Annotated in this window: 16 protein-coding genes; 7 read left to right on the top strand and 9 right to left on the bottom strand. The window is 61.7% G+C overall.

Translation table 11 applies throughout. The annotated features are described in order from the left end of the window. Nucleotides 1–59: 59 nt before the first annotated feature. From msrA to ACW9I6_RS20375, 7 genes are all read right to left on the bottom strand, one after another. The gene (gene msrA / locus ACW9I6_RS20405; protein ID WP_003215613.1) at nt 60–566 is read right to left on the bottom strand and encodes a peptide-methionine (S)-S-oxide reductase MsrA; all 507 of its coding nucleotides are present in this window, start codon (nt 564–566) and stop codon (nt 60–62) included. After that, nucleotides 563–2,050 (bottom strand): MFS transporter, encoded by a 1,488-nt coding sequence (locus tag ACW9I6_RS20400; protein WP_177049891.1) that lies wholly within the window; start codon nt 2,048–2,050, stop codon nt 563–565. Before ACW9I6_RS20400 ends, msrA begins: the two co-directional genes overlap by 4 nt. 202 nt (nt 2,051–2,252) lie before the next feature. Next, nucleotides 2,253–2,723, bottom strand: coding sequence for an Lrp/AsnC family transcriptional regulator (locus ACW9I6_RS20395; protein WP_003215617.1), 471 nt, complete (start codon nt 2,721–2,723; stop codon nt 2,253–2,255). A gap of 27 nt (nt 2,724–2,750) precedes the next feature. Beyond that, a complete protein-coding gene (locus ACW9I6_RS20390; protein ID WP_457339741.1) occupies nt 2,751–4,058 on the bottom strand; it encodes an NAD(P)/FAD-dependent oxidoreductase in 1,308 nt (435 codons plus the stop codon). 83 nt (nt 4,059–4,141) lie between these two features. Next, complete coding sequence (locus ACW9I6_RS20385; protein WP_003215621.1) at nt 4,142–4,981, bottom strand: transporter substrate-binding domain-containing protein; 840 nt, start codon at nt 4,979–4,981, stop codon at nt 4,142–4,144. 74 nt (nt 4,982–5,055) lie between these two features. Beyond that, the gene (locus ACW9I6_RS20380; protein ID WP_457339740.1) at nt 5,056–5,820 is read right to left on the bottom strand and encodes an amino acid ABC transporter ATP-binding protein; all 765 of its coding nucleotides are present in this window, start codon (nt 5,818–5,820) and stop codon (nt 5,056–5,058) included. Nucleotides 5,821–5,835: 15 nt separating this feature from the next. Further along, entirely contained in the window at nt 5,836–6,801 is a 966-nt protein-coding gene (locus ACW9I6_RS20375; RefSeq protein ID WP_008434702.1) for an amino acid ABC transporter permease, read from the bottom strand. A gap of 215 nt (nt 6,802–7,016) precedes the next feature. Here ACW9I6_RS20375 and ACW9I6_RS20370 point away from each other — a divergent pair, with 215 nt between their 5' ends. The 5 genes from ACW9I6_RS20370 (at nt 7,017) to ACW9I6_RS20350 (ending at nt 12,747) form a co-directional block, all read left to right on the top strand. Further along, nucleotides 7,017–7,424: a VOC family protein gene (locus ACW9I6_RS20370; RefSeq protein ID WP_003215625.1), complete on the top strand. Its 408-nt coding sequence runs from the start codon at nt 7,017–7,019 to the stop codon at nt 7,422–7,424. A gap of 581 nt (nt 7,425–8,005) precedes the next feature. Continuing rightward, the gene (locus ACW9I6_RS20365; protein ID WP_457339739.1) at nt 8,006–10,063 is read left to right on the top strand and encodes a methyl-accepting chemotaxis protein; all 2,058 of its coding nucleotides are present in this window, start codon (nt 8,006–8,008) and stop codon (nt 10,061–10,063) included. 70 nt (nt 10,064–10,133) lie between these two features. After that, the gene (gene gcvA / locus ACW9I6_RS20360) at nt 10,134–11,039 is read left to right on the top strand and encodes a transcriptional regulator GcvA (protein ID WP_087693730.1); all 906 of its coding nucleotides are present in this window, start codon (nt 10,134–10,136) and stop codon (nt 11,037–11,039) included. A 75-nt stretch (nt 11,040–11,114) separates the two neighbouring features. Then, nucleotides 11,115–11,942, top strand: coding sequence for a DMT family transporter (locus ACW9I6_RS20355; RefSeq protein WP_177008653.1), 828 nt, complete (start codon nt 11,115–11,117; stop codon nt 11,940–11,942). A gap of 43 nt (nt 11,943–11,985) precedes the next feature. After that, nucleotides 11,986–12,747 carry an SDR family oxidoreductase gene (locus ACW9I6_RS20350; RefSeq protein WP_003215653.1) on the top strand — a complete coding sequence of 254 codons (762 nt, stop codon included), beginning with the start codon at nt 11,986–11,988 and terminating at the stop codon, nt 12,745–12,747. A gap of 61 nt (nt 12,748–12,808) precedes the next feature. On the opposite strand, the gene tkt is transcribed toward ACW9I6_RS20350, so the two are convergent. Further along, nucleotides 12,809–14,869 carry a transketolase gene (gene tkt / locus ACW9I6_RS20345; RefSeq protein WP_457339738.1) on the bottom strand — a complete coding sequence of 687 codons (2,061 nt, stop codon included), beginning with the start codon at nt 14,867–14,869 and terminating at the stop codon, nt 12,809–12,811. 189 nt (nt 14,870–15,058) lie between these two features. On the opposite strand from tkt, the gene ACW9I6_RS20340 reads away from it, so the two are divergent. Beyond that, a complete protein-coding gene (locus tag ACW9I6_RS20340) occupies nt 15,059–15,298 on the top strand; it encodes a DUF465 domain-containing protein (protein WP_102605146.1) in 240 nt (79 codons plus the stop codon). 125 nt (nt 15,299–15,423) lie between these two features. On the opposite strand, the gene hglS is transcribed toward ACW9I6_RS20340, so the two are convergent. Then, nucleotides 15,424–16,791 (bottom strand): 2-oxoadipate dioxygenase/decarboxylase HglS, encoded by a 1,368-nt coding sequence (gene hglS, locus ACW9I6_RS20335; RefSeq protein WP_457339737.1) that lies wholly within the window; start codon nt 16,789–16,791, stop codon nt 15,424–15,426. 195 nt (nt 16,792–16,986) lie between these two features. Between hglS and ACW9I6_RS20330 the strand changes: the two genes are divergently transcribed. Then, nucleotides 16,987–19,623, top strand: coding sequence for an MGH1-like glycoside hydrolase domain-containing protein (locus ACW9I6_RS20330; protein WP_457339736.1), 2,637 nt, complete (start codon nt 16,987–16,989; stop codon nt 19,621–19,623). The last annotated feature ends 61 nt before the right edge of the window (nt 19,624–19,684 follow it).

Raw genomic sequence — 19,684 nt, 5'->3', positions numbered from 1 at the left:
TCAGTGAAGAACTTGCTGACTGACACACCGCCTTCGCGAGCAAGCCCGCTCCCACATTTTCAACCGCGTTTCGGCAGTTTCCAGTTGGGTCGGATGAAGTGGCAGGTGTAGCCATTCGGAATCCGCTCCAGGTAATCCTGATGCTCCGGCTCCGCCTCCCAGAACGGCCCCGCCGGTTCGATCTCGGTGACGACACGGCCCGGCCACAGTTTTGAGGCGTCGACGTCGGCAGCGGTGTCTTCAGCGATGTCGCGTTGCTGTTCGCTCAGGTAATAAATCGCCGAACGGTAGCTGGGGCCCAGGTCGTTGCCCTGGCGGTTGGGCGTGCTGGGGTCGTGGATCTGAAAAAAGAACTCGAGGATCTGCCGGTAAGTGATCACCGTCGGGTCGAAGACGATCTCGATGGCTTCGGCATGGTTGCCGTGGTTGCGATACGTGGCATTCGGCACATCGCCGCCGGTGTAGCCGACCCGCGTGTGCAGCACGCCGGGGTAGCGGCGCAGCAGGTCTTGCATGCCCCAGAAGCAGCCGCCGGCGAGCAGGGCGGTTTCGGTCGGGTTGGTCATGGTCTGTGCTTCCCCTTGTTGGATACCTCGCTAGTTATGGGGGCTGGTTGGACGATTCCAAGGTCGAGGGGCGCGCCTTCGATCGGCTTCGTCCGCGTTGCCCGCAGCGCCATCAACAGCGCCAACACGGGTGCCAGGGTAAACAGCGCGAACAGCCAGCGCGCGGCATGGGCGATGCCGCCATTGCCCGCCACTTCATTGATGCCCGCCATGTTCGAGATCACCCCCGCCAGCGCCGCGCCCATGGCCATGGCGAACAGTTGCAGGGTGGTGATCGACGAAGCGGCCGTGTCCTTGTCCTGTTCCGAAGCCACTTGCAGGATGCGCGTCAGCAGGTGCGGCCAACCCAGGCCGATGCCGAACCCCACCAGGAACAGCCCCAGGCAGATAGGGGCCAGCAATGTCCATTCGCCCTGGCTGGCGATGGGCGTAGTGATCGCCAGCATCATCAAGCCCGCCACGATAAACAGCGGCCCCGCGATGATGGCGCGATGTGGACCGCGGCCGGTCCAGCCGGAGCTGATGATTTCCGAGACCGTCCAGCCGGCCGCCATCAGCGCGGCCATGTAACCGGCGATCAGCGGCGACTGGCCATGCAAGTGCTGCAGAAAGTACGGCATGAAGATCTCGCTGCTCATGCCGATCACCAACAGGCAGGTGGTCGCATAAAGCGCGCAGAGCGGGGTGCTGAACTTCAATGCATCCCGGGGCAAAAGACGCACGGTGGCGCTGGACTCCTTGCGGATCAACAGCACCACCAGCACGACGCAGGTGGCGATACCCAACAGGTTCCAGCTCGGCAGCGCCGAGACGCTGCCGGCACACACCGCCAGCACCGCGCCCGCCAGCAGCACCAGTTGCGGCACCGGCAAACGGGCGGTGGCGGTCGCCGTGGTGTCGCGCGGGGGCAGGGCGCGGCTGGTGAGTACCATGTACGCCAGGCTCACCGGCACCATCGAGCCGAAGGCTAGGCGCCACGCGTCCATCTCGGCAAACACGCCACCCACCGCCGGGCCGACGAGCGTCGCCACGCCCCACATCCCCGACACCAGTGCCATTGCGCGCGGCCACAGGCGCTCTTCGAACACCAGTTGGATCATCGAGTAACACAGGGCCAGCAAGACCCCGCCGCCCAGCCCCTGGATGGAGCGCCCCACGAGCATCACCGGCATGTTCGGCGCCAGGGCACAGATCAGCACGCCTACCATGAACACCAGTGTGGCCAGCGCATACGCCAGCCGTGGACCGGTGCGTTGCAACAGCTTGGAGGTGAGGGCGGAACCGAGGATCGAGGCCACCACGTACAGTGTGGTGCTCCACGCATAAAGCGCCAGGCCGCCGATTTCGGCCACCACCGACGGCAGGATGGTGGTGGCGATGTAGGTGTTGGTGGCATACAGCGCGATGCCGCCTGAAAGGGCAATGGAGCGCGTGGCGTTCTTGCCGCTAAGCAACTCGCCCCAACTGCTGTCTTGGGTTTGCATCAACGATTCCTTGTAATGCGTTCGCGGTATGGAAGCCGGCGAAGGGCATAAGCGTCAGGCTTGAGGTAATTAACCAAGCAATTGCTTTTAATATTGCGTTGAGGCGAATTATTTTGCAAGGAATGACTTGTCAGGTGGCTGAGTTCCTATGGCAGCCGAGGGGAGAGCGTGAGGCGCGCGGTTTCCCACGGCCGGCAGCACTTCACACCATCAGTTTTCGGCTGAACTTGGTTTCCATCACGATATGCGAAGCGGTGTGAGCCACCCCTTTGATCATGTTGATCCTGATGAGCTCGGCATTGAGTTCGCTCAGGGTGGCGGTGGCCAGGTGAATGATGAAATCGGACTCTCCCGAGACCGCATACACGGCCTGCACCGCTTCCATCCTGCGCAGCGAGGTCATCACATCGGTGTAGCTCTTGTTGGTGCAGGAGGTCATGGTAAAGCAGGTCACCGTCTGCTGAAGTCGGTCCTGGTCGATGCGCACGCTGTAGCCGGTGATGACGCCGGCCTTTTCCAGGCGGGTAATCCGCTCCTGTACCGCAGAGCGCGAGACCCCGAGCTTGCGGGCCAATGACGCGGTGGGTTCGCGTGCGTTGGCTTGCAGCAGGCCAAGCAATTGCCTGTCCTTGTCGGTGAGGTTAAACAGTGGACCGGGATTCTGCGTATCCATGGACACGTCCTTGACCCTCGCTGGGGTTCAGTTTTTATGAGTCGCCCTGTGTTGCGAGCGCTTTTCCTGAAACATATCCATCATTTTCAGGCCGGCGTAAACCGTTTGTGCGGCCGCCGGGCCCAGGGGGCCGCCATTCCATTCCAGGCCGTAGGCATCGAACAGGCGGTAGCGATCGGTTTCGCCGCAGATCGCCTCGGCGATGACGCGTGCGCCGATCGGCGCGGTGTTCATACCATGGCCACCAAATGATGTACACGCCCACAATCCCTGCCTCAGCGGGCCAATGTGCGGCATCTTGTGCCGCGCATAACCCATCAACCCGGACCAGGCCTTGTCGATCCTGATGCCGCGCAATTGCGGATAAACGTCGAGGATATCCTGCGTCAGCAATTGCCCCAGGCGTTTCTCATCCTGCAGGTTGCGCGTGGTAATGCGGCCGCCCCAGAGCAGGCGGTCGCCCTCGACGATGCGGTAATAGTCCGAGGCCCGGCGGTTATCGCCCACGGCATCGGAGGTACAGACCGCCTCGGCCAGGCGATCGCCCAGGTGCTCGGTCAGCACTGCATAGGTCGCGATCGGCAGGAAGGCGCGGCGTAATTTGCCGAACTCAGGCCCCCCATAGCCGCCGCAGCAGTACACCACATGGGCACAATCGACAGTGCCCTGATCGGTGATGACCCGGTGTCGCCCGTTGCGGCTTTCGACGGCGGTCATGGGCGAGCGTTCATGGATTTTGCCACCACTTTGCTCGATCAGTCGGGCCAGGCCGAGGCAATAGTTCAAGGGGTGGAAGTGAAAGCCATGGTTGTCGCGCAGCGCCTGGAAATACCGCTCGGTCTTGAGCTTTTCGCGCACCGCCTGGCGATCCAGGTAGTCGAGGTGAAAGTCGAAATCCGCGGCCATTTTGTCCCGCACGCGCTGCAGGTTGTCGCCATCTTCGTAGCGCACCACACTCAGTTTCCCCGGGGTTGGCGTGCAGCCGGGCAACTGATGACCGGCGATCATGCCCCGAACAATTTCGACGCCTTCAAGCGACAGTTTGAACAGCGCGGCGGCCGTCGGTTTGCCGCAGCGTCGCTCGATGGCGGCCAACCCTTCGGACCAGCCCTGGAGCACGAAGCCACCGTTGCGCCCCGACGCTCCCCAGGCCACGCGACCGGCATCCAGCAGCACCACCGACTGCCCGCGGGAGACCAGTTCCCACGCCGTGCTCAGCCCCGCCAGCCCGGCGCCGATCACGCACACATCGGCCTGGGCGTTGCCACACAGCGCCTGGCGTTCAGTCGTGTCGCGCATCGTGGCGGTGTAGTAATTGTTGTTATAGGTGAACATGAAGTCGGCCGTCCTTTTTTTGCGGCGCAGGCATACAGCGCGCCGCGTCGAGGACGGGGCGCCTGTACGGCCTGTGGGGTTTTTTACTGCACCTGGGTGAGGTCGGCGCCGTACCATTTCTCTGACAATTGCTTGAGCGTGCCATCGGCTTTCATGTCGGCGACGATCTTGGTCAGCGCGCTGTTGAACGCCTCATCGCCCTTGTCCACGGCGATGGCCAGGGGTTCGTAGTAGGCGGGTTTGCCTTCCACCCTGACGATGGGGTAGCCATTCTTGACGGCGGCGACGATGGTGGGCAGGGCGGACAGGGTTGCGTTCAGGCGCACCCCGTCTCCCATGCGCAGGTCATCCAGCGGGCCCATGCTGTCGCCGTACGTGCGAACCTCGCCGGGGGTGACTTCGTAAGTGAACGGCGGCACATCGGCGGCGTCGATCTTCAGGCGGCGGTTGATATAGTCCTCCGAAGTCGTACCGGCTTCGACGCCGATGATCTTGCCGTTCAGGTCCGCCACTTTGGTCTCGGCCGCGTCCTTGTGCACCGCGAATACATACGGCGTGTAGTAGTAGATCGCGGGGAAGTCGAGCACCCGGGTGCGCTCGGTGGTAGGCGTCATGGAGCCGACCGACAGGTCCCAGCGGCTCGACCAGCGCCCGGCGGTGATGATTCCGTATTCGGGCGTCACGAAGTCGACTTTGCTGCCCAGGCGTTTGCCGATTTCGCTGGCGACGTCGATATCGAAGCCTTGCAGCTTATTGTCCGGGCCCAGGAACGATTGCGGTGGCCAGTTGGCCGAGGTGGCCACCTTGATCACCTTGGTTTCATGGATGCGGTCGAGGGTCGAGCCCGCCCAGGCCGCGCCTGTGAGGCTGGTGAGGGCGGTGGCGACAGCGGCTGCGGTGAAGAAGCGAGTGAACGAGATCATGGGTAAGCCTCCAGTATCTTGAGTGCGGTGCCTGTTGTTTTTATCGGTGACTTCGCAAGGTTCGATGGTGCTGCTCAGTGGCTGAGAATCTGCGACAGGAATTCCCGGGCACGCTCGTGCTGCGGGTTGTCAAAAAACTCGGTGGGTTTGGCTTGCTCGATGATGCAGCCCAGATCCATGAAGATGATCCGGTCGGCCACCCGCCGGGCGAATCCCATCTCGTGGGTGACGCAGACCATGGTGATGCCGTCCTGGGCCAGTTCGCCCATCACGTCCAGCACTTCCTTGACCATCTCGGGGTCAAGGGCCGACGTGGGCTCGTCGAACAGCATGATGCGCGGGCGCATGCACAAGGCCCGGGCAATGGCGACGCGCTGCTGCTGGCCGCCCGAGAGCTGGCTGGGGTATTTGTCGGCCTGGTTCCCGATGCGCACCCGATCCAGGTATTCATAGGCCAGTTCGCGGGCCTGGGGCTCGCTGAGCTTGCTCACCAGGCGCGGTCCCACCATGAGGTTCTCCAGCACCGTCATGTGCGGGAACAGGTTGAACTGCTGGAACACCATGCCGACCTGGCGCCTTATGCCCGCCACGCAGGCGGCATCACGGGTCAACTCGGTGCCCTCGATGAACACGTGGCCTTTCTGGAAGTCTTCCAGCAGGTTCAGGCAGCGAATCAACGTGGACTTGCCGGAGCCCGACGGCCCGCAGACCACCACGATTTCACCGCTGGCAATGTGCAGGTCGATGCCCTTGAGCACATAAAAATCGCCATACCATTTATGCATGTCCTGAATCGATATTGCAGGGTATGGAGCAGGGACTATTGAGGGCTGATTCATCGTCATGCTCCTGGTTCAGCGATGGGCGCGGTTGAAGTGCTTTTCCAGGCGGGCCTGGACGGTTTCCAGCACGATCGACAGCAGCCAATACAGCACGGCGGCGGTGATCAGCATTTCCAGGTGCCGGAACTCGGCGCGTCCCTGGGTTCGTGCCAGGAACATCAGCTCCCAGACGCCGATCACCGACACCAGCGAACTGTCCTTGAGCATCGAGATGAACTGGTTGCCCGTTGGCGGAATGATCAGGCGCATGGACTGCGGGAGAATCACCCGGGTCATCGTCTGGAACGGGTTCAGGCCAATCGCCCGCGAGGCTTCCCACTGGCCCCGCGAGATGCTGCTGATACCGGCGCGGAAGATCTCCGTCATGTAGGCGCCATAACACAGCGAGAGCGCCAGGATCCCGGCTGGAACCGCGCCGACCACATAACCCAGCTGAGGGATGCCCAGGTAAATCAGATAGATCTGGATCAGCAGCGGGACGCCGCGGAAAAACGAGGTGTAGAAGCTCGCAATCGCAATCGCGAAGCCGTTGGAAGACAAGCGCGCGGTGGCGCCCAGCAGCGCCAGGACGAACGCAATCGCAATCGAAATCGCCGACACGTAGACGGTGGTGAACACCCCCTGGGTGATCATGAAGCCGATTTTGGTCGCGATGAAACTGTAGGAAAGGTTGAAGGTGTCGAAGAACAACAGGAACAGCACCAGCAACTCGCACCAGACCGTGATGATCTGCGCGCGCAAGGGAAAGCGGCCAAGGATGAACAGGTTCAGCACCACCGTCAGGGTGAACGTGCCGCCCACTGCAATATCTCGTGCCAGTGGTGCCTTCAGGTCGAGAACGATGGGGCCCATCAAGTGGGAGAGGCGGCCTTCACCGACGCCGCAGGCGAGCGTGATGATGAAAATCACCACGGCCACCGCGCCCATGAATACCGCGCTGTCCGTCATGCGGGTCTTGACGATATGGTCTCTGTACATGGCTTACACGCCCCGGGGTGAGCCCCTTTATTGTTGTAAGCCCATTATGGGTTGACGAAATGCCGGGCGGCACCCTGCGGATTGTTGGGATTTGCGGTTTTTATGAGCGTATGAGGGGAGGGGAGCCGTACATATGCCGGACGGAGTCATCAGGCTTTCGCCAGCAATCATTTCGCGCCAGACTCATGGGCATTCATTGCCCCAGGGTAGCCACCATGATTTCCCATGTGTTTTTAGGTACAGGTGATTTTGATCGGGCTTTTGCTTTCTATTCGAAGGTGATGGCTGAGTTGGGCCTCAGGTTGAAATTTTGCGATGCGGATAAACCGTGGGCCGGTTGGGTGGCTGAAACCGCACCTCGTCCGATCTTCGTCATTGGGGCGCCATTTGATGGCAACCCGAGTGCACCCGGGAATGGGCAGATGGTGGGGCTACTTGCGCCCAGTCGGGAAGCGGTTAGAAGAAGTTATACAGCGGCGTTGGCGCTCGGCGGGATATGTGAAGGAGAGCCTGGATTAAGGCCTCACTACCACCCCGATTATTACGGCGCGTATTTTCGAGATACTGATGGCAACAAGCTGTGCGTGTGCTGCCATGATCCACAAGCAAATTACCCTCGGTGAGGGTGAGTTGAACGAGCAAAAGCTGAGGCTGGGATTTCGCATAGGCCAGGACGCTACGCAGCAGTTTGTTTCCGATGCCTTTCTGGAACGTACATTCCGAAGAGCGTCGACCCGAAGCAGCCTCTCAACACGTTTTGTGAGGACCCGTCGCCAACGTCTGCCATGTGAGTCCGAGCTGCATCAATTTCCCCACAGCAAAAGGTTCACCAGGTTCGGCAAACCCAGAAAGTAAATCCCGCTCTCCGCCGAAATTCCGGGCGCGCCGTCCATTGGCACTCCTGATTCAGCAAGCACTCACCCTGTGGCGAGGGAGCAAGCTCCCTCGCCACAGGTTGTCGGCTGCCCTTACGCTTGCGGTATTGGTCAGACGGTTACCGTTCTGCCACCTGCGCTGAGTGCTTTCGCCCCATTTTCGCGCACGGTACAGCGTGTTTTGCACGACGTCCCGCCTATCCAGCGGGCCCGACAACAGCGGTCCGTTTCTTGCTAGAGCCAGCTTAATCAATGACATGGCATTTTGCCGTCAATCATTTCAAAGCTTGATTCGCTGTTGAGGCGAGTGGTTCTAGGAGTAGTCGGACATGCAAAGTGTGTTGTCGCCAGGTATCCGCCTGCTCGGACGTTTTGGATTCGCGCGCAAGTTCCAGATCCTTTTTTTCCTGTTCATGCTGCCCCTGGCGGGCAGCCTGTGGATGATCGCGCAGGAGTACCGCACCAAGCTGACGGTGATTTCCAATGAGCAATCCGGGGTGCGCGAACTGCTGGCGCTGGATGCCCTGGACGCCCAACTGACCGCCCAGCGCAACCTGGCGGCGCGCTGGAAAGCTGCCGACATCCTCCACGACCAGACACCCGCGGCCAAGGCGGCCATGACTGCGGTCGATACCAATTTCCCGCTGATCCTGCAAAGCGTGCAGGCCCTGGGCGAGGCCCTCAAAGCCCAGAACGCCCGCCCGGATACCCTTGCACGTTTTGAGGCATTGCAAGCCTCGGTCACGGGCATGGATTCCCAATCCCTGCGCACCGTGGGCTGGTGGCCGGATGGTTATGACCGTTTCACGTCTGCGCTGAGCGCGATGCAAACCCTGCGCGAACAGATCACCATGGACACCGGGTTGATCCTCGATCCGTGGCTTGAAACCTATTTGCTGATGCAGATTTCCACCCAGCAAACCCCCGACCTGATCGAGCGTATCGGGCGTATGGCGAGCGTCGGGCAGTCATCCATCGCATCGGGGCAGTTCACCCTGCAAAGCCGTTTGCAGATGCGTGATTTGCGCGGTCGCATCGGCGACGCAAGGGACCAGTTGGTCAAGGCCGCCGCATCCCTCAAGGCCAAGCAATACCCGGGGCTGCAAACCTGGATCGCGCCATACGACGACAGCTTGCAACTGCTGGACAACGAACTGAAGACCCTGGACGAAGGCGTGTTCGGCGGCACCATCAAGCTCGATACCACCGGCTTCGAACGCAGTGTGGATGGCATGCTTGGCGCCCTCGGCGCGTTGCGTAAACAGTCGCTGACCTCGCTGGACGCGCGCCTGGGTTACTACCGCGACAGCTCGCTCAAGCAATTCATCCCGGTGGCGGTGACGTTCAGCGTGCTGGCGCTGGCAGCCCTGTACCTGTTCGTGTGCTTGCAGGCATCGATTCGCCGCAGTGCCAGCGGCATCACCACCCTGGCCGAATCCCTGCGCGACGGTAATCTGTGCGTTGAAGTGGCGGTGGAAGGGCGCGATGAACTGGCGGCCATCAGCACGGCGCTCAACGTGGCGGTGGTGCAGTTGCGCACCAGCCTGCTGGGGGTCAATCACGAGACGCAGCAGTTGGGCTCTGCGGTGCTGACACTCAATTCGCAATCGGGCAGCACGCTGACCGAAGTGGAAGACCAGCAACAGCAGATCAGCCAGATTGCAGCGGCCGCCACACAGTTGGCCGCGACCTCCATGGGCGTCGCCAAGAGCTGCGAACAGGCCTCCGGCAGCGCGCAGAAAACCCGGCAGATTGCCGAAGACAGCAGCCGCGACAGCCAGCGCACCACCGCGAGTATCCAGCAACTCAACCAGCGCTTGACCGACACCTCCGATGCATTGGAGCGCGTCAGCCAGCAGGGCCAGCAGATCCAGTCGGTGGTTGACACCATTCGGGGTATCGCCGAGCAGACCAACCTGCTGGCGCTGAACGCTGCCATCGAGGCTGCGCGGGCTGGTGAACAGGGGCGGGGTTTTGCGGTGGTGGCCGATGAGGTGCGCAGCCTGTCGCAACGGACCCAGGCCTCCACGGCGCAGATCGCCGGCACGGTCGACAGTTTGCGCGCGACGGTGAGCCAGGCGGTCACCCTGATGGGCGTGGCCTGTGAGCAGGCGGTGACCGATGCCGAGTCCGTCACGGGCCTGGGCCATCGCCTGGGGGAGATCGCCAGCGCGGTGCAGAGCGTCACTGACACCCTGGCGCAGATCGCCACGGCGGTTGAGGAACAGGCAGCGACGGCGGATGAAGTGAGCGGCAATATCCAGCAGGTTGACCAGGCCGCCGGGCGATTGCTCGACGGCGCGCGGGCGGTGAACCAGGCGGCGGATAGGTTGAGCAAGGGCAGCCGGGCGTTGAGCGACAACACGGCGCGGTTCCAGCTGGTTTGAGGGGCGGCCCACAGCGCAATGAATAGATGTTCTATCATGAGCATCTATTCATAAGCGGTGAAGCAATGCCATGAGAGACCTGCCACCCACCTCGACATTGCGCGCCTTTGAGGTTGCCACACGCCACGCAACCTTCACCTCGGCGTCAGAAGAGTTGCATGTCACCCAGAGTGCCGTCAGCCATCAGCTCAAGCACCTTGAAGAACTCTGGGGATTGCAGTTGTTCCAGCGGGGCAAGTCACTCAGCCTGACGCCTGCCGGAGCAGCCCTTGCGCCGATCGTGCGCGAGTTTTTCATGAACCTTGAGGCAACACTCGCGGACCTGCGCGAGCAAAAGGGCAGGGTCCGGCTCAAGGTCAGTACCACCTATTCCTTCGCGCTGAAATGGCTGCTGCCCCGACTGCCAAGCCTGGCCCAACGGCACCCTGAAATATTGGTCACCCTGGACTCCAGCGACAAGATCATCAACTTTTCAAGCGCGGAGGCTGATGTTGCGATCCGCCTGGGCAACGGGAATTACCCGGCGCTGTACTCGGAGTTCCTGTTCCGCGAGCAGATTTTTCCGGTGGCCAGTCCCGATCTGTTGAAACGCTTTGGCCGGCCACACACACCCGCCGAATTGCTGCGCTATCCCTTGCTGATGCGCGACGGCGCCGACCTGGTGCCGAAGTGGGAAGTATGGTTCCAGCACGTCGGGCTGGCGATTGCGCCGCTCAAGGAAAGTGTCAGGTTTGCGGATACCAACATGACGATAGAGGCGGCCTTGCTCGGCCAGGGCATTGCATTGGCGCGCAGTGGGCATGTGGAGTCAGAGCTGAGCGATGGCAGTCTGGTGAGGCTGTTCGATGTGCCGTTCCCGTCACCGGTCGCTTATTACTTTGTCTGCCCCAAAGGCATCGAGTCCCAGCCGCATATCGTCAGCTTTCGTGATTGGCTGATGCAGGAAGCCGTAAACGCCGGACTGGCTTATGAATAAAGCATGAGGATTTGCTCATTCTTCAATGAGCAGACTTCGCTTCAGTTAAGGCGCCGGTTTGCTTAGGATGGGCGCATGCCTTATCCCATTATTCTCCTGGTCCTCTTCGCTGCCTTACTGCACGCCAGTTGGAATGCGCTGCTGCGTGGCGGCGCCGATCGACTCTGGTCGATGACGGTGATGTGCCTGGCGGTCGCTATCGCCAGTGGCGGCGTTGCGGTGTTCCTGGACCCTCCGGCGCCAGCCAGCTGGTTTTATGTGGTGCTGTCAGCGGTGCTGCACGTGGGCTACAACCTGTTCCTGGTGCGCAGCTACAAAGTCGGAGACCTGGGGCAGACCTATCCGATTTCACGGGGCTCCTCGCCGGTGCTGATCACCCTGGGTGCCGCCGTGTTTGCCGGGGAGAGTGTCTCGGCCAGCTCGCTTCTGGGCATTGCCCTGGTGTCGGGCGGCATCATTTCCCTGGCGTTCAGGGGGCGCCGGCTCGCCGTTCCCAGCCTGCCATACGCCCTGGGCACCGGCTGTTTCATTGCCGCCTACAGCGTGACAGACGGCATCGGCGCGCGCCTGTCGGGTGCGCCGATGGCCTATACGGTGTGGATGTGCGCCTTGTGGGGCGTGTTGATGCCGGGGGTGTATATCGGCCTGCGGGGCCCGAAAAGTCTGTTCAGCCTGCGGCCCGGGTTTTTCACGGCCTTCGCCGGTGGGCTGGTGTCGCTCCTGGCCTACGGAATCATTATCTATGCCATGGCCGGTGCGCCCATGGGCGCGGTCTCGGCCTTGCGCGAGACCAGCGTGCTGTTTGCGGCACTGATCGGCTATTTCTTCCTGGGCGAGACACTGACGGTGCGTAAGGTATTGGCTTGCGTGGTGATCGCCACCGGCACCATCCTCATTGGCTGAGGACAGGTAAAGCATTTCTCACCACCACATGAAGGTTCGCGCAATGGATACCGTCCCGCAGGCACCGCTGATTCTGATAACAGGTGGAAGTCGTGGCGTTGGCGCCGCCACCGCGCGGCTGGCCGCCGCACAAGGTTATGACGTGGCGATCAGCTTCGTTTCCGATGAGTCTGCCGCCCTCGCGGTGGTGGCGGATGTAGAAGCGGCAGGGCGCCGGGCGTTGGCCGTACGCGCGGACAGCGCAGACCCGGAGCAGGTCGTCCAGTTATTTGCGGCGATAGATCGGACGTTCGGGCGCATCGATGTGCTGGTTAACAACGCCGGGATCAACGCGTTGCAGTCCCGGGTCGAAGACTTGCCGTTCGAGCGGATGCAGCGGATTTTCGCGGTCAACGCGATCGGGCCGATGCTGTGTGCCCAGCAAGCGGTGAAGCGCATGTCGTTTCGTCACCAGGGGCGGGGTGGTGCCGTGATCAATATCTCGTCGGCATCCGCCCGGCTGGGCAGCCCCAACGAATATGTCGACTACGCCGCATCAAAGGGGGCTCTCGAGACCTTCACCATCGGGTTTGCCAAGGAAGTGGCCAGGGAGGGAATACGCGTCAACTGCATCCGCCCGGGGCATATCTACACCGACATTCACGCCAGTGGCGGGGAGCCAGGGCGGGTTGATCGCGTGAAGGATTCGATCCCCATGGGCCGCGGCGGTCAGCCTGAAGAAGTGGCTCGGGCGATCCTGTGGCTGGCAGGCGCCGAGGCGTCCTTCATCACCGGTACGTTCCTGGATGTCACCGGCGGGAAATGAGCAGCAGGGCGTGGCGCCGAGGTTTGCCTCGGTAGGCCACGCCCGGCATGCATGCACTGGGTCAGCTGTTGAGCCTGACTTGCTCCTTCGCCAGCTTCACCACATTGTCCAGGGTAAAGCCGAACTTGGCCTGCAACTTGGACAGCGGTGCCGAGGCGCCAAAGCTGTTCATCACCACTTTGGCCCCGGTTTGCCCCACGTAGCGATCCCAACCCAACGGGCCGGCCTGTTCCACCACCAGTCGTGCCTTCACTGCGGGTGGCAGCACGCTGTCGCGGTAGGCCTGGTCCTGTTCTTCGAACAGTTCCCAGCTCGGCATCGACACCACTTGCGCCGCCACGCCTTCAGTCTTCAGTTGCTCATAGGCGTCTACCGCCAGGCTGACTTCACTGCCGGTGGCCATCAGGATCACCTGGGGCTTATCGGCGCCGGCCAGCACATAAGCACCACGGGATGTACCCGACGCCGCTGCGTATTTCGTGCGGTCCAGGGTCGGCAGGTTCTGCCGCGACAGCACCACGCAGGTCGGCCGATGGGTCTGGGCCAGGGCGATCTTCCAGGCTTCCAGGGTTTCATTCGCGTCGCCCGGGCGCAGGGTCAGCAAACCCGGGGTGGCCCGCAGTTGGGTCAGGTGTTCGATGGGCTGGTGAGTGGGGCCGTCTTCGCCGACACCAATCGAGTCATGGGTAAACACGAACACCACCGGCAGCTCCATGATTGCCGCGAGGCGAATCGGCGGTTTCATGTAGTCGCTGAACACCAGGAAGGTCGAGGTGTAGGGCCGCAGGTACGACAGCGCCATGCCGTTGGCAATCGCGCCCATGGCATGTTCACGAATGCCGAAGTGCAGGTTGCGCCCGCCGTAGTTCTCGGCGCTGAAGCGCCCGGCGTCGTCGAACGTCAGGTTGGTCTTGGTGGACGGCGACAAGTCTGCCGAGCCCCCCAGCAGCCACGGGATCTGCTTGGCAAACGCATTCAACACCTCGCCCCCGGCGGCACGGCTGGCGACGCCCTTGGCATCCGCGGCGAAGCTCGGCAGTTGCTCCTGCCAATGCTCGGGCATCTCGCCGGCACGCATGCGGCGCAGTTCATCGGCCAGTTCCGGTTCGTACTGTTCGAGGTGGGACAGGGTCTCAGTCCATTGCTCATACAGCGGCTTGCTGCGCTTGAGCAGTGCATCCCGCAGGACCGTGCGCGCTTCATCCGGCACCAGGAAGCTTGAGTCTTCGGGCCAGCCGTACGCGGCTTTGGTCAGGCGGATTTCTTCATCGCCCAAAGGCTCGCCATGGGCCGACGCGGTGTTGTGCTTGTGGGGCGAGCCATAGCCGATCACGCTGTCGACCACGATCAGCGTCGGTGCCCCAGTGTTTTTCTGGAAGGTGCTAAGCGCGTCGCTCAAAGCCAGCAGGTTGTTTGCATCGGTGACGTGCAAGGTGTGCCAGCCATAGGCCTGGAAACGCTTGATCACGTCTTCGCTGAAGGCCAGTTCGGTGTGGCCTTCGATGCTGATGGTGTTGTTGTCGTAGATCCAGCACAGGTTCTCCAGCTTCAAGTGCCCGGCGATGGACGCGGCTTCGCTGCTGATGCCTTCCATCATGTCGCCGTCGCCGCACAGGGTGTAGACGTTGTAGTCGAACAGCACCTGGTCGTCACGGTTGAAACGCTTGGCCAGCCAACGCTCGGCCATGGCCATGCCGACGCTGTTGGCGCACCCCTGGCCGAGGGGGCCGGTGGTGGTTTCCACACCGGTGGTCATGCGGTATTCGGGGTGGCCGGGGGTTTTGGAGCTCATCTGCCGGAACTGCTTGATGTCGTCCAGGCTGATGGCCGGTTGGCCGGAGCGCTTGCCGTGGGCATCAATCTCCACCACACCGGCCAGGTGCAGCAGCGAATACAACAGCATCGAGGCATGGCCCACCGACAATACGAAACGGTCACGGTTGGGCCAGTCGGGGTGCTCGGGGTGATAACGCAGGAAGCGGCTCCACAAGGTGTAACCGACGGGCGCCAGGCCCATGGGCGTGCCGGGGTGGCCGGAGTTGGCCTTTTGCACAGCGTCCATGGCGAGGGTACGAATGGTGTTGATGCACTGGGTGTCGACAGCGTTGGCAGCGTGATTCATGGAACCTGTTCTCCATCGGGTGACGATCTACAGTGGAGGGCAGCGTGCGCCAAAGGTTTTATGAAATCGTCTGCCCCGCGACGAACGGGGACGCAAACGCGACAGGTTGATCTCAAACATGACAAGAGCCCGCCGGATGGGCTAGCTTCAAGGGGCATTCAGTCAATGATCAACTTGCGGAGGTACTCCATGCCAGTGAAACACGACCTGTATCAGGACCTGGGTTTGAGCAAGGAAGCTATTCATGAACGCAGGGCGAGCGATAACCGATTGGATTCGCTGCTCCACCAATACGACAGCGCCGACAAGGAGGTGCTGGAGCTTGAGTCCTCAAGCGGCGGTGACGAGGAGCTGGAGAAGCTGAAGAAGAAACGCCTGTTGATCAAAGACAAGATCGTCGAGCAGTTGGAGAAAGCCGCGGCCAAGTAAAATATTTGTTCAGAATTGCCTGAAAGACAGCGACCCCGTCGCTGCCTATCATGCCAACCGTTCGCCCGGCACTGGGGCTCTTAGACGGCGCATGGAATGCGCTGTGGCCGGGCGAACTCTCTCTTTCAAGCCAGCAGCGCGCGCTTGCATTCGTCAATCGAGCGCTGCTGGGTTTCACCGTACAACTTCAACTCGTCGATAGTCTGGCGACCCAAGGCCTTTTCAAACTCGGCCTGGTTGGAGTTGGCCGCGTAGTGACTCTGAGCCGCATCCCCCAGGTTCGACTGGAAAATCCCCGCCGCACTCACCGGCAGAAAATCTTCGTACACCAACGGCTCCACGTCCACGTGGCCGGCGGCGATCAGTTCGTCCAGGGTTTTAAACTTGTCCTGGGCGGCCAAGCCTTTCTCGGTTACGAAATAGCGGAAGTACGCCAGCTCCTGCTCACGCATCTGCTGGTAATTATCGGGAAACGCCTGGAAGTGCTGCTCCATCAATTCGGTGTAGCGCCCGGCATTGGCCTCATTCGGAAACGCGCCCAATTCATCCCGTGCGGCATTCAGCAATTGGTCGTACAGCGCGCGGCCCTTGGGGGTCAGCGCCACGCCGCGTTGTTCGATTTCACCAAAGCGCGCGCTGTGGCTGCCCTTGGCATCGGTAAAGGCAATGACTTCATCCAGGGCCTTGAAGCTGGTCTGGCGCAGCAGTATCGGGCACTGGCGGCGGGGCGGGCCTTCGATCACCGCCTTGGGGGTGATGCCTTTGCCGGGCATTGCCGCCTGCACCTGGTCAATGTCCAGGGTGCGCGGTGTCAGGTGGTTGATGTGCGGGCCCTTGAAGGCGACCACGTCGGCGATCAGCCGGTGCTGGTCGCTCAGTTGCTGGTATTGCGCGGCCGTGACGGTGGCGGTGTGGTGCCAGCGGAAGGTTTCCAGGGCTTGCTGGATAAACTCTTCGGCATGGGCGGCATCGAGGTCGCCGTCGGCTTCGGCTTGTTGGATCAGCTCAAGGGCGCGTGGGGTGAAGATCGAACGCTTGGCCAGGGCTGACTGGGCGAAGGCCCGCAGTTCCGGGTTTTCGATCAGTTCCAGGCGCAGCAGTGAAGTGAACACTCGGAACGGGCTGGTTTGCAGGGCGCTTTCATGCACGGCGCGAAAGGCGGTGGAGTGCACCGGTACCCCGGCCGGCGTGAGGTCGTAATAGCCCACCGGCTGCATGCCCATCACCGCAAACAGGCGGCTGATGGTGGCCAGTTCTTCAGCGGTGCCCAGGCGGATGGCGCCGTGGCGCTCCCTGTCCAGGCGCTGGATTTCCCCGGTGCGCTTCAGTTGGTGCGCCAGCGCGGTGTCGGTTTCCAGCACCCGGGCATTGGTCTCGGCCACCAGTTCCATCAGTGCGCCATACAGCGGCACTTCATCGCGGTACATGTCGGACATGGCCTTGGAGAAGCCTTTGCGAATCTCGTCAGGGCTGACTGGGCGGGCGGCGGGCATAGAAAAATTCCTGGCGGCTATAGAGAGGAAAGGCACGGTTGCCTGATTTTGTTGGGCCTGCCGACGCCTTGCAAACGAAGATTCCTCTGGACTTCATTCTGCAAATGAATGAGCTGGATGACGTCAGCTTCACGTGCATCTCACCGTCGAAGGGCTCTACACTGGCCGTCACCTCTGAACGCGACGGAAGACTCGATGACGGCACAGCCTGCGACGAACATTCTGGAAACGATTGAAGGCCAGCGCCTGGCCAAACCTGACGGCGAACGCTGGCGTGACTGGGGCCCCTACCTGAGCGAACGGCAATGGGGCACGGTGCGCGAAGACTACAGCGCCGACGGCGATGCCTGGCGCTACTTCCCCCACGAACATGCCCGCAGCCGCGCCTACCGCTGGGGCGAGGATGGCCTGGCGGGCTTCAGCGACAAGGCCCAGCGCTGGTGCCTGGGCCTGGCGCTGTGGAACGAGCGCGACGCGATCATCAAGGAGCGCCTGTTCGGCCTGAACAACGCCGAGGGCAACCACGGCGAAGACGTCAAGGAACTGTACTTTTTCGTCGATGGCGTGCCGAGCCATGCCTACATGCGCATGCTCTACAAATACCCCCACGCGGCTTTTCCCTATGACGACCTGATCGCCGAAAACGCCCGGCGTGGCCTGGGGGATGCCGAATACGAAATCCTCGATACCGGGGTTTTCGAAGACAACCGCTACTGCGACGTCACGGTGGAATACGCCAAGCACCAGCCCGATGACGTGTTCATGCGCATCACCGTGCACAACCGATCGGACCAGCCCACACGCTTGCAGGTGATGCCGCACCTGTGGGCGCGCAACGACTGGAGTTGGACCCACGATGCCCCCAAGCCTGAATTGCGCCTGGAGGGCGAACAGGTGGTGGCGCGGCACCATGAGCTGTTCGATCGCCACCTGAGTGCCTGGGGCCAGGACGGGGTGGAATGGCTGTTCTGCGAGAACGAAACCAACTACCCCAGGCTGGACGGGCAACCGGCGCCGGGGCCGTTCAAGGACGGGATCAACGACTATGTGACCACGGGGGCGCAAGCAGCGATTCGCCGGGATGCGGGTACCAAGGTGGCTGCGCGTTTCATCCTCGAGCTGGCGGGCCAGGAAAGCAAAACCCTGTACCTGCGCTTCGCCCCGGTGGAGGCGCCGTGGATCAATGCGCGCAAGCTATTCGAAGAGCGCCGCCAGGAGACCGATGACTTTTACGCGGCGCTGCAACAGGGCATCGCCGATGAAGACGCACGCAATGTGCAGCGCCAGGCCCTGGTCGGGTTGCTGTGGTCCAAGCAGCTGTACTACTTCGACGTGAATCAATGGCTCGACGGCGACCCGGCCCAGCCCGCGCCGCCGCCCGAGCGTTTGCATATCCGTAATACCCATTGGCGGCACTTGTCGAATTTCGACATTCTCTCGATGCCCGACACCTGGGAGTACCCGTGGTATGCCTCGTGGGACCAGGGTTTCCAGGCCGTGGCGTTTGCCCTGATGGATCCGGGTTACGCCAAGCAGCAACTGCTGCTGTTGGTGAAAGACCGTTTCATGCACCCCAACGGTCAGTTGCCGGCCTACGAGTGGCGTTTTGACGACGCCAACCCGCCGGTGCATGCCTGGGCCAGTTGGCGGGTGTATCAGCAGGACAAGGCGCTGAATGGCGTGGGCGACATGGATTTCCTGGAGCGGATCTTCCACAAGCTGCTGCTGAATTTTTCCTGGTGGGTCAACCGCAAGGACGCCGAGGGCCGCAACCTGTTCCAGGGTGGGTTTCTTGGGCTGGACAACATTGCGCTGTTTGATCGCTCGGCTGATTTGCCGCCGGGTTATCAGTTGGACCAGGCGGACGGCACAGCGTGGGTTGCGGCGTACGCGCTGGACCTGATGCGTATCGGCCTGGAATTGGCCAAACGCAATGTCGTGTATGTGGATATCGCGGTGAAGTTCTTTGAGCACTTCCTGTACATCGCCGGGGCGATCAACCGCGTTGACGATGGCGCCGAAGGCTTATGGGATGAGCAGGATCAGTTTTTCTATGACGTGCTGCATCGTCCGGGCGGTGAAAGTGAGCCGGTGCGGCTGCGTTCTATCGTCGGCCTGATGCCGCTGTTTGCGGTGCTGGTGCTGGAGCAGCGCGAGCATGAAGGGCTGGAGGGGCTGCGCGAGCGGTTGCTGGGGTTTATGAAGCATCGGCCGGACCTGGCCAAGTTGGTGTCGCGCTGGAACGAGCCGGGGCAGGGGAATCGGCTGTTGCTGGCGTTGTTGCGGGGTGAGCGAACCAAGGATTTGCTGCGGCGCATGCTGGATGAGTCTGAGTTTCTCTCGACGTTTGGTGTGCGGTCGCTGTCGAAAGCGTTTGCCGAAGAGCCGCTGGCGCTGAAGATGAATGGCAATACCCTGTGTGCCCGTTATGAGCCGGCAGAGTCGGATTCGCGGTTGTATGGGGGTAACTCCAACTGGCGTGGGCCCTTGTGGATGCCGGTCAATTACATGCTGATTGAGTCGCTGCGGGAGTTTCATCGGTACTACGCGGATAATTTCTCGGTGGAGTATCCGGCGGGGAGTGGGTATCTGGCGTCGCTGGAGGAGGTTGCCGATGGGCTCAGTCAGCGGTTGACGCGTTTGTTTCTGAGGGATGAGAACGGTTCGAGGCCGTCGATGGTGGGGTATGCACAGTTGGAGGCGGACCCGGCGAGCCGCGACCTGGTGTTGTTCCATGAGTATTTTCATGGCGAGACCGGGCGGGGGTTGGGGGCTTCGCATCAGACAGGGTGGAGTGCGTTGGTGGCGCTGTTGTTGCAGCCAAAAACCTGAAAACAGCACAATCAAAATGTGGGAGCGGGCTTGCTCGCGAAAGCGGTGGGTCAGCCAACAA

The organism is Pseudomonas sp. SDO5522_S412 (genome assembly GCF_054071215.1).
This window is presented reverse-complemented; position numbering and strand designations above follow the sequence as displayed.

What these genes read in the sequence shown, in the direction of transcription:
- msrA (WP_003215613.1), bottom strand. Translation starts at nt 566, where the DNA reads ATGACCAACCCGACCGAAACCGCCCTGCTCGCCGGCGGCTGCTTCTGG.
- ACW9I6_RS20400 (WP_177049891.1), bottom strand. Translation starts at nt 2,050, where the DNA reads ATGCAAACCCAAGACAGCAGTTGGGGCGAGTTGCTTAGCGGCAAGAAC.
- ACW9I6_RS20395 (WP_003215617.1), bottom strand. Translation starts at nt 2,723, where the DNA reads ATGGATACGCAGAATCCCGGTCCACTGTTTAACCTCACCGACAAGGAC.
- ACW9I6_RS20390 (WP_457339741.1), bottom strand. Translation starts at nt 4,058, where the DNA reads ATGTTCACCTATAACAACAATTACTACACCGCCACGATGCGCGACACG.
- ACW9I6_RS20385 (WP_003215621.1), bottom strand. Translation starts at nt 4,981, where the DNA reads ATGATCTCGTTCACTCGCTTCTTCACCGCAGCCGCTGTCGCCACCGCC.
- ACW9I6_RS20380 (WP_457339740.1), bottom strand. Translation starts at nt 5,820, where the DNA reads ATGAATCAGCCCTCAATAGTCCCTGCTCCATACCCTGCAATATCGATT.
- ACW9I6_RS20375 (WP_008434702.1), bottom strand. Translation starts at nt 6,801, where the DNA reads ATGTACAGAGACCATATCGTCAAGACCCGCATGACGGACAGCGCGGTA.
- ACW9I6_RS20370 (WP_003215625.1), top strand. Translation starts at nt 7,017, where the DNA reads ATGATTTCCCATGTGTTTTTAGGTACAGGTGATTTTGATCGGGCTTTT.
- ACW9I6_RS20365 (WP_457339739.1), top strand. Translation starts at nt 8,006, where the DNA reads ATGCAAAGTGTGTTGTCGCCAGGTATCCGCCTGCTCGGACGTTTTGGA.
- gcvA (WP_087693730.1), top strand. Translation starts at nt 10,134, where the DNA reads ATGAGAGACCTGCCACCCACCTCGACATTGCGCGCCTTTGAGGTTGCC.
- ACW9I6_RS20355 (WP_177008653.1), top strand. Translation starts at nt 11,115, where the DNA reads ATGCCTTATCCCATTATTCTCCTGGTCCTCTTCGCTGCCTTACTGCAC.
- ACW9I6_RS20350 (WP_003215653.1), top strand. Translation starts at nt 11,986, where the DNA reads ATGGATACCGTCCCGCAGGCACCGCTGATTCTGATAACAGGTGGAAGT.
- tkt (WP_457339738.1), bottom strand. Translation starts at nt 14,869, where the DNA reads ATGAATCACGCTGCCAACGCTGTCGACACCCAGTGCATCAACACCATT.
- ACW9I6_RS20340 (WP_102605146.1), top strand. Translation starts at nt 15,059, where the DNA reads ATGCCAGTGAAACACGACCTGTATCAGGACCTGGGTTTGAGCAAGGAA.
- hglS (WP_457339737.1), bottom strand. Translation starts at nt 16,791, where the DNA reads ATGCCCGCCGCCCGCCCAGTCAGCCCTGACGAGATTCGCAAAGGCTTC.
- ACW9I6_RS20330 (WP_457339736.1), top strand. Translation starts at nt 16,987, where the DNA reads ATGACGGCACAGCCTGCGACGAACATTCTGGAAACGATTGAAGGCCAG.